Origin of the sequence: Pseudomonas sp. KNUC1026, assembly GCF_021650705.1 — a bacterium.
Lineage (GTDB): Bacteria > Pseudomonadota > Gammaproteobacteria > Pseudomonadales > Pseudomonadaceae > Aquipseudomonas.
Genome location: NZ_CP087138.1, coordinates 3,814,537 through 3,828,043 on the forward strand (window position 1 = coordinate 3,814,537; position 13,507 = coordinate 3,828,043).

Annotated in this window: 12 protein-coding genes and 1 pseudogene; 7 read left to right on the plus strand and 6 right to left on the minus strand. The window is 64.5% G+C overall.

Going from position 1 to position 13,507, the window contains the following annotated elements; translation table 11 throughout:
• Positions 1–9 precede the first annotated feature (9 nt).
• From LN139_RS17920 to LN139_RS17945, 6 genes are all read right to left on the minus strand, one after another.
• Entirely contained in the window at positions 10–1,494 is a 1,485-nt protein-coding gene (locus LN139_RS17920; protein WP_236355441.1) for a glucosyltransferase domain-containing protein, read from the minus strand.
• Entirely contained in the window at positions 1,491–2,456 is a 966-nt protein-coding gene (locus LN139_RS17925) for a glycosyltransferase family 2 protein (protein WP_236355442.1), read from the minus strand. Before LN139_RS17925 ends, LN139_RS17920 begins: the two co-directional genes overlap by 4 nt.
• Positions 2,450–2,827, minus strand: coding sequence for a GtrA family protein (locus LN139_RS17930; protein ID WP_236355443.1), 378 nt, complete (start codon positions 2,825–2,827; stop codon positions 2,450–2,452). Before LN139_RS17930 ends, LN139_RS17925 begins: the two co-directional genes overlap by 7 nt.
• Positions 2,828–2,918: 91 nt before the next feature.
• On the minus strand, positions 2,919–3,059 hold the full coding sequence (locus LN139_RS17935; protein WP_236355444.1) for a DUF2474 domain-containing protein: 141 nt from the start codon (positions 3,057–3,059) through the stop codon (positions 2,919–2,921).
• 10 nt (positions 3,060–3,069) lie between these two features.
• Positions 3,070–4,077, minus strand: a complete 1,008-nt coding sequence (gene cydB, locus LN139_RS17940) for a cytochrome d ubiquinol oxidase subunit II (RefSeq protein WP_236355445.1) — start codon at positions 4,075–4,077, stop codon at positions 3,070–3,072.
• 3 nt (positions 4,078–4,080) lie between these two features.
• Positions 4,081–5,490: a cytochrome ubiquinol oxidase subunit I gene (locus LN139_RS17945; RefSeq protein WP_236355446.1), complete on the minus strand. Its 1,410-nt coding sequence runs from the start codon at positions 5,488–5,490 to the stop codon at positions 4,081–4,083.
• A 215-nt stretch (positions 5,491–5,705) separates the two neighbouring features.
• Between LN139_RS17945 and LN139_RS17950 the strand changes: the two genes are divergently transcribed.
• From LN139_RS17950 to LN139_RS17980, 7 genes and pseudogenes are all read left to right on the plus strand, one after another.
• Positions 5,706–6,932, plus strand: coding sequence for an MFS transporter (locus tag LN139_RS17950; protein ID WP_236355447.1), 1,227 nt, complete (start codon positions 5,706–5,708; stop codon positions 6,930–6,932).
• 55 nt (positions 6,933–6,987) lie between these two features.
• Positions 6,988–7,987 (plus strand): annotated as a pseudogene (locus LN139_RS17955) (2-hydroxyacid dehydrogenase).
• Between the two features lie 262 nt (positions 7,988–8,249).
• On the plus strand, positions 8,250–9,545 hold the full coding sequence (locus LN139_RS17960) for an NCS2 family permease (protein WP_236355448.1): 1,296 nt from the start codon (positions 8,250–8,252) through the stop codon (positions 9,543–9,545).
• Complete coding sequence (trmA, locus tag LN139_RS17965) at positions 9,542–10,630, plus strand: tRNA (uridine(54)-C5)-methyltransferase TrmA (RefSeq protein ID WP_236355449.1); 1,089 nt, start codon at positions 9,542–9,544, stop codon at positions 10,628–10,630. The genes LN139_RS17960 and trmA overlap by 4 nt, the downstream gene beginning before the upstream one ends.
• An 88-nt stretch (positions 10,631–10,718) precedes the next feature.
• On the plus strand, positions 10,719–11,411 hold the full coding sequence (locus LN139_RS17970) for a dual specificity protein phosphatase family protein (RefSeq protein ID WP_236355450.1): 693 nt from the start codon (positions 10,719–10,721) through the stop codon (positions 11,409–11,411).
• 20 nt (positions 11,412–11,431) lie between these two features.
• On the plus strand, positions 11,432–12,166 hold the full coding sequence (locus tag LN139_RS17975; RefSeq protein WP_236355451.1) for a response regulator transcription factor: 735 nt from the start codon (positions 11,432–11,434) through the stop codon (positions 12,164–12,166).
• Positions 12,167–13,507, plus strand: coding sequence for a HAMP domain-containing sensor histidine kinase (locus tag LN139_RS17980; protein WP_236355452.1), 1,341 nt, complete (start codon positions 12,167–12,169; stop codon positions 13,505–13,507).

Consider the following 13,507-nt stretch of genomic DNA (forward strand, 5'->3'; position numbering starts at 1 on the left):
GCCTGGCGCTCATTGCATCCGGCACTCCACTGGCGCAGGTTTCACGGTGAAGCGCACGTACGCCACTTCGCCCTGCACGTAAATGCGATACCAGGGCCGCACCAGCAGCGGCTCGCCGAGTTCCGGCACGGTGTAGCGATAGCGCAGGCGTACCGTTTCAAAACCCCAGGGCGTCAATTGCTCGGGCAGCATCAGGTAATGGTTGCCGAAGATATAGTCCATCGCCGGCCAGGCCTTGCCGATGCAGCTGGGGGTGAACAACGGGCCATTACCCTCGCGAAGGATGACGATCTCGCGGCTGGCTTGCACCTGAGGCTGGGCCAGCAAGTCTGCGCCCAGCAGCGTGCGGGTGAACTGCTCAAGGCTCTGCTTGGCGTGCATCACCTGGCCATGCGCGTAGGCGAAGGCCAGGAAACACCACAGCGCCGGCAACAGCAGCAGCACCAGTGCCTGGCGAAGGCGCTCGAACCCGACATACGCCAGCAGAAACAGGCCCACCAGCCAGGGAGAGAACCCCATCAGAGCGCGCGCTCCGAGGTTGTTGCGGATGTCACTCACCAGCAGCAGCAAGCCGCCGACCGAAAGGCTCGCACCCAGCACCGCCAGCAGGCACAGGCTGATGAACAGCCCCGGCTGCGGGCGCCGACTACCGCGCGCCATGATGACCGCAAGCCCCACCAGCGCGCCAAGCGCCAGCACAGAAAACACCACCGTGCTCACCGGGTTGAGAAAACCGGCAAGCCGCTCCGCGATCAGGCCCGCCCTCGTCACCCACTCCTGTGGCGGCCCCAGCACCAAACCGCCACGGTCACGCGTCAAGCTCTGATAACCGGTGATGCCATAGAGCGCACAGCCAGCCATTGCCACCAGCGCGTGCCGCCCTGCCAACTTCAACAAGCGCTTGCCATTGGCCTGGCGCATGGCGCGAGCCAGTACATCCACGCACGCAAGGCCGAGGAACACGTTCAGGGTCAGTTGATGGGTGCTCAGGGCAGCCCCCAGCAGCAGGCCAGGCACCACCCATCGCAGCACAAGCGATCGGCTTCGATGGCTGATGGCCCACACCGTCAATGCGATGCCGGAGCTCACGGTGAAGCAGTCGTAGTGGTAGGACAGCACCTGCAGGTAGAAGGGGTTGTACCAGAGCGGCAACAGGATCGCGCACTGCATTGGCGTGGGCCTGCCGAACCAGCGCCGCGCCAGGCGCTGCATGGCCCAGGCCATGGCCAGCAGCCCAGCGAACAGGGTCAGCGGGAAGATATCCGGCGCCACAGTGGTGGCACTCAAGGCACTGAGCAACCAGTTACCCAGCAGCCGGCCCTCCTCGCCCCAGACGGTCGAGGTCGTCAAGGCTCGGGCGTTGTCGTCGATGTAGGGGTAGTTGTTGATCAGCAGCGGCAGGCTGTAGAGCATCAGTGCCGCGCAGAACAGCCAACCGGCCTGTGCCGGCCGCAACTGTCGGTGCACCAGTTGGCCCATCCACCGAGCGCTCATGGCTTGTCGGCCGAGGGTTCGCCACTCGGGCTGCGGCGCTGGCCAGGGTCGATGTGATCGACGATATAGCGCGGCCGCGACTGAGTTTCGGTGTAGATACGCCCGACGTACTCGCCCAGCACACCGATGCCGATCAGTTGCACACCGCCCAGGAACAACAGCGCCGTCATCAATGAGGGATAACCCGCCACAGGGTTGCCCCACATCAGAGTCTTGAAGACTATCCAGCCCCCGAACAGCAAGGCCGAACACGCGACGGCGATGCCAATGTAGGTCCACACCCTCAAGGGCAAGGTCGAAAACGATGTGATGCCCTGGAGCGCCAGGTTCCACAGCTTCCAGCCATTGAACTTGGAGGTGCCCGCCGCGCGGGAGGGACGGGTATATTCGACGATGGCCTGATGCCCGCCCACCCATTGCATCAAGCCCTTCATATAAAGGTTGCGCTCGGGCATGGCCTTGATCTGCTCGACGGTCTTGCGCGAGAGCAGTCGAAAGTCGCCGACGTCTTCTTCGAAACGGTTCTGGCTGAGGGCGTTGAGCACTCGATAAAAGCCCCGTGCGGTCACCCGCTTGAGCCAGCCATCGGCGCGCCGGTCGACCCGCTTGGCCAGCACCACGTCAGCCCCGGCGAGCCAGCACTCGACCAAGCGCGGCACCAGCTCGACCGGGTCCTGCAAATCCACATCGATGGGGATGGCAGCATCGCCCAGGCAGTGTTCCAGGCCCGCCAGCAAGGCCGACTCCTTGCCGAAGTTGCGGCTCAGGCTGATCAGCACCACCCGTTCATCCTGAGCCACCAACGCCTGTATCAACGCTTCGCTTTCGTCGTCGCTGCCGTCGTCGACGAATACCAGCTCCAGGTCGAAGGCCTGGCGCTGGGCCATCGTGATCGCTGCCGCGTAGAACAGCGGGATCGCGTCGCGTTCGTTGTAGACCGGGACGATCAGTGAAATCAGCATGGCCGGCACCTGGGCCGGTACACCAGGTAGCGGGAGAACGTGTAACCCACGAACAGACTGAGCAGGCTGAATGTGCAGAACGTTGCCAAGGGTGGCCATTGGAGGCGCTGCGCCAGGTGGCCAGTGCTCCAGGCCAACAGGCCCATGAACCCCAGGAACATGAAGTACCCGCTGGCTGATCGCGGCGATTCGAAAGTGAAGCGCCCGTTGGCCAGGTAGCTGAAGGTGGCGGCGAACAGGAACGCCAGGGTGTTGCCCAGTGACTGGCTGGCCTGCGCCAGGTAAACCAGGGCGAAGAAGGCACCAGCGTGCAGCAGGGTGTTGGCCATGCCAATGCAGGCATAACGCAGGAAGGAGGAGCGCGCGACCATCGGGTTGCTCACAGGGCAGAGAACTCAGGCAAGCCTAAGTGCTCGCGCCCGTGTGCATAACTGGCAGATGTGTCAGGTACGGCGCTTCGGCTCAGTGTGTACGCATGCCTGCCGCCGACATCAGCAGGCGGATCAGGCCGGCAACCACCGCCAGGCTCACTACGCTGCCCAGCCAGATCAGCGCCAGCCAGCCCAGCCGCTGCCACAGGGGCTTTTTCGTCTGTTCGACCATGGCCGGCACCTCAGTGGTAGCCGTCTTCGGCGCTCACCTTGCCGCGGAACACGTAGTAGCTCCAGAAGGTGTAGCCGAGAATGAACGGCAGGATGAACAACGTGCCCACCAGCATGAAGCCCTGGCTTTGCGGCGGTGACGCGGCATCCCAGATGGTGATGGACGGCGGGATGATATGCGGCCACAGGCTGATGCCCAGCCCGCTGTAGCCGAGGAAAATCAGCGCCAGCGTGAGCAGGAACGGCGAGTAGTTGGCGCCGCGCCCCACACTCACCCACAGCCCGGCCACGGTTGCCAGCACCAGCAGCGGCACCGGCAGGAACCAGAACAGGTTGGGCAGGCTGAACCAGCGCTGCGCGATGTCGCCGTGGGCCAGCGGCGTCCACAGGCTGACGATGCCGATCACCGCCAGCAACACCAGCAGTAAAGGCCGGGTGACCTGGTGCATGCGCGCCTGCAACGGGCCGGTGGTTTTCATGATCAGCCAGGTGCTGCCCAACAGCGCGTAGGCCACGATCAGGCCCAGGCCGCAAAACAGCGAGAACGGCGTCAGCCAGCCCAGCGCCGGGCCCGCGTAATGGCGCTCGACCACCGGGATGCCATCGATGAACGCGCCCAGCGCCACGCCCTGGAAGAAGGTTGCGGTCAGCGAGCCGCCGATGAACGCCTTGTCCCAGATGTGGCGCTTGTTGGCGCGGGCCTTGAAGCGGAACTCGAAGGCCACGCCGCGGAAGATCAGCCCCATCAGCATGAAGATCAGCGGCAGGTACAGCGCCGAGAGCACCACCGAATAGGCCAGCGGGAAGGCGCCGAACAGCGCTGCTCCGCCCAGCACCAGCCAGGTCTCGTTGCCGTCCCATACAGGCGCGACGGTGTTCATCATCACATCGCGGTCGGCCTCGGCCTTGACGAACGGGAAGAGAATCCCGATGCCCAGGTCGAACCCGTCCATCACCACATACATCATCACCCCGAAGATGATGATCACCGCCCAGATCAGCGAAAGATCGACGCCCATGGCTCAGGCCTCCTTGTGTTCATGGCTGGCGGAAATCGGCCGTGCCGGTGTACGGGCCTGGCCCGGGCCACCGCTACCCTGCGCATCGCCTTCGTGCGCTTTGGGCCCTTTGCGCACCAGGCGCATCATGTAGCCAAAGCCCACCCCGAACAGCGAGAAATACACCAGCACGAACAGCACGAGCGTGATGCTCATCTGCACCGCATCGTGGTTGGAGGAAGCATCGGCGGTGCGCATCAGGCCGTAGACCACCCACGGCTGGCGGCCGATCTCGGTGGTGAACCAACCCGCGAGAATGGCGACGAGCCCTGCCGGCCCCATCCACAGCGCCACGCGCAAGAAGGGCTTGCAGCTGTAAAGCGTGCCGCGCCAGCGTAGCCAGGCGCTGACCACACCCACGGCGATCATCAGCAGGCCAAGGCCCACCATCACTCGGAACGACCAGAACACGACGGTGGAATTGGGCCGGTCCTCAGGCGGGAACGACTTGAGCGCCGGGATCTGCCGGTCGAGGCTGTGAGTCAGGATCAGGCTGCCCAGGTAGGGCACCTCCAGCGCAAAGCGGGTTTTTTCGGCTTTCATGTCGGGCCAGCCGAACAGGATCAACGGGCTGGGCTCGCCGGGCACGTTTTCCCAGTGGCCTTCGATGGCCGCGATCTTGGCCGGTTGGTGCTCCAGGGTGTTCAAGCCGTGCATGTCGCCGACGAATGCCTGTACCGGTGCCACCAGCAGCGCCATCCACATGGCCATCGAGAACATCTTGCGCACTGCCGGGTTGTCGCGGCCACGCAGCAAGTGCCAGGCCGCCGAAGCGCCCACGAAAAACGCCGTGGCCACGAAGGCGGCGATCGCCATGTGCATCAAGCGATAAGGGAACGATGGGTTGAACACCACCGCGAACCAATCCACCGGGATCACCCGGCCATCGACGATCTGGTAGCCCTGAGGGGTCTGCATCCAGCTGTTGGAAGAGAGAATCCAGAAGGTCGAGATCAGGGTGCCGATGGCGACCATGACGGTTGCGAAGAAGTGCAGCCCTCGCCCCACGCGGTTCCAGCCGAACAGCATCACGCCCAGAAAGCCCGCTTCCAGGAAGAACGCAGTGAGCACTTCATAGGTGAGCAAGGGCCCGGTGACAGCGCCGGCAAAGTCAGAGAAGCCGCCCCAGTTGGTGCCGAATTCGTAAGCCATGACCAGGCCCGAGACCACGCCCATGCCGAAGTTCACGGCGAAGATCTTCGACCAGAAGTGATAGAGGTCGCGATAGACCTGCTCATGGGTTTTCAGCCACAGCCCTTCGAGCACGGCCAGGAAGCTGGCGAGGCCGATGGTGATGGCAGGGAAGAGAATGTGAAACGACACAGTGAAGGCGAATTGCATTCGGGCGAGATCTAGGGCCTCTAAACCGAACATGGGTGGCTCCTCTCAGGCAAGGGCATTGATCCAGGTCAATGCGTAGAGCAAGAGTAGACCCATCACGTGCGCAGGTTTATGTGGTGGATCGACGCGCGGCACGTTGCCTCACCGCCTTTACAAAGTGAAAAATTCGTTAGCCAAGTAACTTTCTGAAACAGACAAGTGCTACGCTCGCCGCACCCTTCTATGTTCACACGGCTGTCATCGCGCCCATGGCTTCGCCCACGCTCTTGCGGCACCACCGCCCGTTCCTGGCTTTCTGGCTGGCTCGCGTTTGCACTGCCAGCGCCTTTCAAATGCTCACGGTGGCGATCGGCTGGCACCTGTACGAGCTGACCAGCAACGTGCTCGACCTGGGCCTGGTGGGGCTGGTCGAGTTCGCGCCGCGGGTGCTGTTCATGCTGCACACCGGGCATGTGGCCGACCGCTACGACCGTCGCCGGGTTGCGGCCATCTGCCAGTTCTTGCAGGCGTTGGTGGCACTCACGCTGGTGCTGTGCAGCCTGAACGACAGCGTCACGCGTAATCTGATCTTCCTCATGGCCTTCTGCCTTGGCAGCGCACGAGCGTTCGAAATGCCCACCACGCAGGCCCTGCTGCCGAACATCGTGCCCGCGGGGCTGTTCCCGCGCGCGGTGGCGGCTTCGGCTTCTGCCATGCAGGCGGCCACTATCGTCGCGCCGGCGTTGGGCGGCTTTCTCTATGCCCTGGGCAGTGTGTGGGTTTACGCCCCTTCGGCCGCGCTTTACCTGCTGGCCATCGGCCTGGTTTCGAGCCTGCCGGCGCGGGAGGGGATAAATACCGTCGGCAAGGCCACGCTGGACTCGCTGCTTGCCGGCATCCGCTTCATCCGCAGCCGCCCGGACATCCTCGGCGCCATCTCGCTGGACCTGTTCGCTGTGCCATCGGGCGGCGCCACCGCGCTGTTGCCGGTGTTCGCCCGCGACATCCTGCTCACAGGCCCCTGGGGCCTGGGCATGCTGCGCTCAGCGCCAGCGGTGGGCGCGCTGTTGATGTCGTTCTGGCTTTCGCGCTTTCCTATCGAGCGCAACGTCGGGCGGATCATGTTCACCGGTGTGGGCGTTTTCGGTGTAGCGACCATCGCCTTCGGGCTGTCGACCTCGTTCTGGTTCTCGTTGCTGGTGCTGGCAGTGCTGGGCGCGGCGGACATGATCAGCATGGTGATTCGCGGCGCCTTCGTGCAGCTGGAAACCCCTGATGAAATGCGCGGCCGGGTGAGCGCGGTCAACGGGCTGTTCATCGGCGCCTCCAACCAGTTGGGCGAGTTCGAGTCCGGCGCTACCGCGCACTGGTTCGGCACGGTGCCGGCGGTGGTGCTGGGCGGCGTCGGCACCCTTGTGGTGTGCGGTACCTGGATCAAGCTGTTCCCCAGCCTTGCCCAGCGCGACCACATGCACCGGCCCGCGCCAGGTCAATAGCGCGCTGTGCAGGCTGGGTTAGGCTTGAGCGGGTATTCAATCTGAGGACGGCCCGATGAAACTTGCCCTGTTCAGCACTCAGCCTTATGACGTGCGCAGCTTCGAGCACGCCCTGGCTTGCGAATACGCTCGGGACGGCCTGAGCGTGACTTACCTGCCTGCGGCGCTGGACCACGACACCGTGGCACTGGCCGAAGGCTTCGACGCGGTGTGCGCCTTCGTCAACGACACCCTCGATGCGGGCGTGCTGGACGCGCTCAAAGCCTACGGCGTGCGCGCCATTCTGCTGCGCTGCGCGGGCTTCAACCAGCTCGATCTGGAGCACGCCCAGCGCATCGGGCTGTTCGTGGCGCGCGTGCCGGCCTACTCCCCGAAGCGGTGGCCGAGCACACCCTGGCACTGATCATGGGGCTGAACCGGCGCATCCACCGGGCCTACAACCGCGTGCGCGAAGGCAACTTCATGCTCGAAGGGCTGCAGGGCTTCAACCTGCATGGCAAGACGGTGGGTGTCATCGGCACCGGTCAGATCGGCCTGGCGGTGGCGCGTATTCTCAAAGGCTTCGGCTGCCGCGTGCTGGGCTATGACCCCTACCCTGCCGAGGCCTTTCAGGCCCTGGGCAACTACGTGCCGCTGCCGGCGCTGCTGGAGCATGCCGATGTGGTTACGCTGCACTGCCCGCTCAGCAGCAGCACCCGCCACCTGATCGGGGCGGCGGCGCTGGCGGCGATGAAGCCGGGCGCGATGCTGGTCAATACTTCGCGCGGTGCACTGATCGACACCCAGGCGGTGATCGACGCCCTGAAAACGCGCCATCTGGGGCGTTGGCGATCGATGTGTACGAGCAGGAGAACCAGCTGTTTTTCCAGGACCTCTCCAGTGACCGGATCGAGGATGAGGTGTTCCTGAGGTTGATGAGCTTTCCGAATGTGCTCATTACCGGGCACCAAGGGTTTTTCACAGTCGAGGCGCTGGAGCAGATCGCCGAGACCACACTGGGGAATTTGCGGTGTTTTGCGCACGGGGTGGCCTGCCCTAATGCTTTGACTGCTTGATTGCTCTTCAGAAGAGCGTCGCGCGGCAAGCCGCCCTCCCACTCGATGATCTGCAATGGTTTTGAAGTGGGAGGCCGGCTTGCCGGGCGACGTGTAACGGGCGACGGGCGACATGCAACGGGCGCCGCTAACACCGCCCGCTTTTTCTTACGGCCGGCGGCTCGCAGCTTCCACCTTTTGCTATCATGCGCGGCTTTTTCGCCCCCTGGCACAGGCTGTGCTTCGCTTGCGGCGAAACCTCATCACCCTCCGGAGAACGGGCATGCTCGAAAGGCTGTTCAAACTCAACGCGCACGGCACCAACGTGCGCACCGAAATCCTTGCCGGGCTGACCACCTTCCTGGCCATGGCCTACATCCTGTTCGTAAACCCCAGCATCCTGGGCAGCACCGGCATGGACAAAGGCGCGCTGTTCGTCGCCACGTGCCTGGCTGCCGCCATCGGCTCGGCCGTGATGGGCCTGATCGCCAACTACCCGATCGCCCTGGCACCGGGCATGGGCCTGAACGCCTTCTTCACCTACACCGTGGTGCTGCACATGGGCCATACCTGGCAGGTGGCGCTGGGAGCAGTATTCATCTCGGCGGTGTGCTTTTTCCTGCTGTCGGTGCTGCGTATACGCGAGTGGATCGTCAACAGCATCCCGCTGCCACTGCGCTCCGCCATCGCCGCCGGCATCGGCCTGTTCCTGGCGTTGATCGCACTGCAGAACGCCGGCATCGTGGTCGACAACCCTGCCACCCTGGTGGGCCTGGGTGACCTGAAACAACCGGGCGCCATCCTGGCAGCGCTGGGCTTCATCATGATCGTCGGGCTGGAAGCGCTCAGAGTGCGCGGCGCGGTGCTGATCGGCATCCTGGCGATCACTGTGGTCTCGATCCTGCTGGGCTACAGCCCGTTCAAGGGCGTGACTTCCATGCCGCCGTCACTGGCACCGACCTTCCTGCAGCTCGACATCAAGGGCGCGCTGGACATCGGCCTGGTGAGCGTGATTTTTGCCTTTTTGTTCGTCGACCTGTTCGACAACTCCGGCACCCTGATCGGCGTTGCCAAACGCGCCGGGCTGATGGGCAAGGACGGCCACATGCCGAACATGGGCCGGGCACTGATCGCCGACTCCACCGCTGCCATGGCCGGCTCGCTGCTGGGCACCTCGACCACCACCAGCTACATCGAATCGGCCGCCGGCGTGAGCGCGGGCGGGCGCACCGGGCTTACGGCCTGTGTGGTGGCGGTGCTGTTCCTGCTGGCGCTGTTCTTCTCGCCATTGGCCGATAGCGTGCCAGCCTACGCCACCGCCCCAGCCCTGTTGTTCGTGGCCGTGCTGATGATGTCGGGCCTGGCTGAAATCAACTGGGACGACATCACCGAAGCCGCTCCGGTGGCCGCCACTGCACTGGCCATGCCCTTCACGTATTCGATCGCCAATGGCATCGCCTTCGGCTTCATCGCCTGGACCGGGATGAAACTGGCCAGCGGCAAGGTGCGGGAGCTCAACCCGGCGCTGGTGATCCTTTCGGTGCTGTTCGTGATCAAGCTGGGGTGGTTCAACGCATGAGCGGCAATACATTCAACCCGGCCAACTACGAAGCGCAGCTTGGCGAGAAAGCCGAACGCCTGCGCGAGCTGCTGGCGCCGTTCGACGCGCCACCTGCGCAGGTGTTCGATTCGCCGCGCGAGCACTATCGCCTGCGCGCGGAGTTTCGCCTGTGGCGCGAGGGCGACCAGCGCCACTACGCCATGTTCGCCCCGGGCGAGAAACACACGCCCATCCTCATCGAGCAATTCCCCATCGCCAGCGAGGCGATCAATGCGCTGATGCCGCAGCTCAAAGCTGCCTGGCAGGCAGGCCCGGCGTTGGGCTTCAAGCTGTTCCAGGTGGAGTTCCTGACCACCCTCGCGGGCGATGCGATGATCACCCTGTGCTACCACCGCCCGCTGGACGAGGCCTGGGAGCAGGCGGCGCGGCCGCTGGCCGAGCAGTTGGGCGTGAGCCTGATCGGCCGCTCCAAAGGCAAACGGGTAGTGATAGGCCGCGACTACGCCAACGAAACCCTGGACGTTGCCGGCCGGCCCTTTCATTACCGCCAACCCGAAGGCGCCTTCACCCAGCCCAATGGCCAGGTGTGCCAGAAGATGCTCACCTGGGCATACGAAGCGCTCGGCGAGCGCAGCGACGACCTGCTGGAGCTTTACTGCGGCAATGGCAACTTCACCCTGCCCTTGGCCACCCGCGTGCGCCAGGTGCTGGCCACCGAGATCAGCAAGACGAGCGTGAACGCCGCCCTGCACAACCTTGCCGACAACGGCGTGGAGAACGTGCGGCTGGTGCGCTTGTCTGCCGAAGAGCTGACCCAGGCACTCAACGAGGTGCGCCCTTTCCGTCGTTTGGAAGGCATTGACCTGAAAAGCTACGATTTCGGGACGATCTTCGTCGACCCGCCCCGCGCCGGCATGGACCCGGACACCTGCGAACTGGCGCGTCGCTTCGAGCGCATTCTGTATATCTCCTGCAACCCGGAGACGTTGGCGGCCAACCTCGCTCAATTGCACGATACCCATCGCATCGAGCGTTGCGCGCTGTTCGACCAGTTCCCCTACACGCACCACATGGAAGCGGGCGTGATGCTGGTTCGCCGCTAAACGTTTTTTTCACATTCAACTCACTATTCCCCAACCTGCTGCACCGCATGCTCGCGGCCGTTTCGACTTACTGGCCAGGAGCATGCCGATGCAGGCAACCGCCTTCTTCACCCGCCGCCGTGCTCCGCTCCTTGCCATCGCCGCCTTGCTGGTGGCTGCCTTGGTTGGGGCAAGCCTGGCAGGCCACCACCGCTCACGTGCTCAGGCTGCCGCGCCCGTGGTGGTTTCCGGCCCGGCCCACCACACCGAATGGGCACGCTCGGTCGACCCGTCGATCAACCTGTTCCAGATGAGCCCGGTGCTCTACCGCAGCGGCCTGCCCAGCGACGACCGCGACGTGCAGCTCAAGGCGCTGGGAGTTCGCAGCGTGGTCAGCTTCATCAAAGATGATGACCGCGAGTGGGTCAAAGATCCGAGCATTCGCCTGTACAGCCAGCCCATGCACGCCGACCGGGTGACCGACGACGAAATCCTGCAAGCCTTGCGTACCGTGCGCGCGGCGCAAGCCCAGGGCCCGGTGCTGATCCACTGCAAACACGGCAACAACCGCACCGGCATCGTCGCGGCGATGTATCGCATCACGTTCGATGGCTGGAGCCGAGAGGCTGCGCTGGCTGAAATGCAGAACAACGGCTTCGGCAGCGAAGACGACATGACCGATGCAGTGGAGTACCTGGAGCAGGCCGACGTCGATGCGATTCGCGTCGCCCTGGCCAATGGCTCGCCGTGTGCTCACGGGATGTCGTGGTGCGGGGTAAAAGAGCAACTGGGCATGCTCTGAATTGCCCAAGGCGGCGGCCGGTGCGATACTGCCGCCACTGTGAACCATTCTCATATAGCCCTGAGCACCCCACCCCTCGCCTGCTGCTGGTCGAAGACGACCCGACGCTGTGCGCTGCCCTGGGCGAACACCTGTATCGCCGCCGGTTCAGCCTGAGGCAATGCCGTGATGGCCTACAGGCGCTGGCGCTCGCGACGAGCGAACGGTTCGACCTGATCCTGCTCGACATTCTGCTGCCTGGCCTCGACGGCCTGGGCTTGTTGCGCCAATTGCGCAGCAACTGCAACGTGCCGGTGATGCTGATGTCGGCCCTCGGTGCGGAGCAGGATCGCATTACCGGCTTCACCCAGGGCGCCGACGACTACCTGCCCAAGCCGTTCAGCCTGGCCGAGCTGGATGCGCGCATCGACGCGCTGCTGCGCCGAGCGGCGTTGCATCCGGCACCCGCGCCGGCACCCAGCCTTGGCCTGGCGTTCGATGAGCACAATCATGACGTCAGCCATCAAGGCCGCTGCGCCAGCCTGACCCGCTCCGAATACCGCCTGCTGTGCGTGCTGCGCGATCACATGGGCAGCCCACTGAGCAAACCCTTTCTCTATCAGCAAGTACTGCACCGCGCCTATACTCGCCTCGACCGCGGGCTGGACGTTCACATCTGCAACCTGCGGCGCAAGCTCGGCCAGATCGGCCGTGCCGACCTCCAGCTGCTGGCCATACGCAATCAGGGCTACCAGCTCACTCTCAAGGCCTGTTGAATGAAAACCCGCCACTCGCTGCTGTGGAAGCTTGCTCTGCTGCAGGTCGGCTTTTGCCTGCTGCTCGCCTGGCTGCTGTACAGCTGGGGGTTGGAGGTTGAGCGCAGCACGTATTTCCTGTCCTCCAGTGAGCGCCAGTATCTGGCCGACTATGCCGCCGAGGCCGAAGACATCTGGGACCACCAGGGCCCGCCTGGCCTCGAGCGCTGGCGCCAGGCGCTCGAGGCTCGCGAGCATACCTGGGCCGCCGTGCTCGGCCCGCGCCTGCAAAGCCTCACTGCCACCGCGCTGAGCGATGACGAGATGGCGCACCTGACCTTCATGCGCAAACTCGACTGGCCAATGAGCAAACGCCTGAAGGACGAGCTGCCCTTCGTCAGCATCGACTTCCCACGCCACCCCGAAGATGGCCGCCTGGTGCTGCAATTGCCCGAGCGCCTGCTGCCCACCGGGGTGACCATGACCACCTATGCCCTGACCCATGGCGTGGTGCCAGGCCTGCTGGCGCTGGGATTGGGCCTGCTGCTGTATCGCCTGCTGGTGGCGCCGCTGGCCGAGCTGCGCGAGCGGGCCAACGCTCTGCGCGCCGACAACCTCGACAGCCCGGCCGGCGGCCATCTGGCGCGGCGCCGCGACGAGCTGGGCGAACTGGCTCAGGCCTTCGAACATATGGCCATCCGCGTGCGCCAAAGCCTGGCGCAACAACGGCAGTTGCTGCGCACCCTCAGCCACGAAATCCGCACGCCGTTGGCGCGGCTGCGCATTGCCGGTGACAGCCCGCTGGGCGAAACGGCCCTGCGCGAGCGCCTGGGCCAAGAGGTCGACAGCATGCAGCGGCTGGTGGACGACTCGCTGAACCTGGCCTGGCTGGACACTGAACGCCCCCAACTGGCAGCCGAGCCAGTGGTGGTAGCCTCGGTCTGGGAGGCGCTGGTGGCTGATGCGTGCTTCGAGCAGGGCTGGGCCGCGCAGCGCCTGCCCTGCGATCTGGATGAGCAATGCGTAGTGAGCGTGCACCTGGATAGTTTTGCCCAGGCCCTGGAAAACCTGCTGCGCAATGCCATGCGCCACTCACCCGAGGGCGGCACGGTGCGCCTGGCCGGCCAACGCGAGCGCGATTTCTGGCACCTGACTGTCACCGACCAAGGGCCCGGGGTGGATGAGCAGGACCTGGAACGGATCTTCGAACCTTACCTGCGGCTCGATGGCGCCAAGGGCCAAGGCTTCGGGCTGGGCCTGAGCATCGCCCGCAAGGCCATCACCCTGCAGGGCGGCACGCTCTGGGCAAGCCGCGCCGAACCCGGGCTATGCCTGCACCTGCGGATACCAGCGCAAGGTTAA

Coding starts and splice junctions, on each gene's coding strand:
- LN139_RS17920 (WP_236355441.1), bottom strand. CDS start 1,494: ATGAGCGCTCGGTGGATGGGCCAACTGGTGCACCGACAGTTGCGGCCG.
- LN139_RS17925 (WP_236355442.1), bottom strand. CDS start 2,456: ATGCTGATTTCACTGATCGTCCCGGTCTACAACGAACGCGACGCGATC.
- LN139_RS17930 (WP_236355443.1), bottom strand. CDS start 2,827: ATGGTCGCGCGCTCCTCCTTCCTGCGTTATGCCTGCATTGGCATGGCC.
- LN139_RS17935 (WP_236355444.1), bottom strand. CDS start 3,059: ATGGTCGAACAGACGAAAAAGCCCCTGTGGCAGCGGCTGGGCTGGCTG.
- cydB (WP_236355445.1), bottom strand. CDS start 4,077: ATGGGCGTCGATCTTTCGCTGATCTGGGCGGTGATCATCATCTTCGGG.
- LN139_RS17945 (WP_236355446.1), bottom strand. CDS start 5,490: ATGTTCGGTTTAGAGGCCCTAGATCTCGCCCGAATGCAATTCGCCTTC.
- LN139_RS17950 (WP_236355447.1), top strand. CDS start 5,706: ATGGCTTCGCCCACGCTCTTGCGGCACCACCGCCCGTTCCTGGCTTTC.
- LN139_RS17960 (WP_236355448.1), top strand. CDS start 8,250: ATGCTCGAAAGGCTGTTCAAACTCAACGCGCACGGCACCAACGTGCGC.
- trmA (WP_236355449.1), top strand. CDS start 9,542: ATGAGCGGCAATACATTCAACCCGGCCAACTACGAAGCGCAGCTTGGC.
- LN139_RS17970 (WP_236355450.1), top strand. CDS start 10,719: ATGCAGGCAACCGCCTTCTTCACCCGCCGCCGTGCTCCGCTCCTTGCC.
- LN139_RS17980 (WP_236355452.1), top strand. CDS start 12,167: ATGAAAACCCGCCACTCGCTGCTGTGGAAGCTTGCTCTGCTGCAGGTC.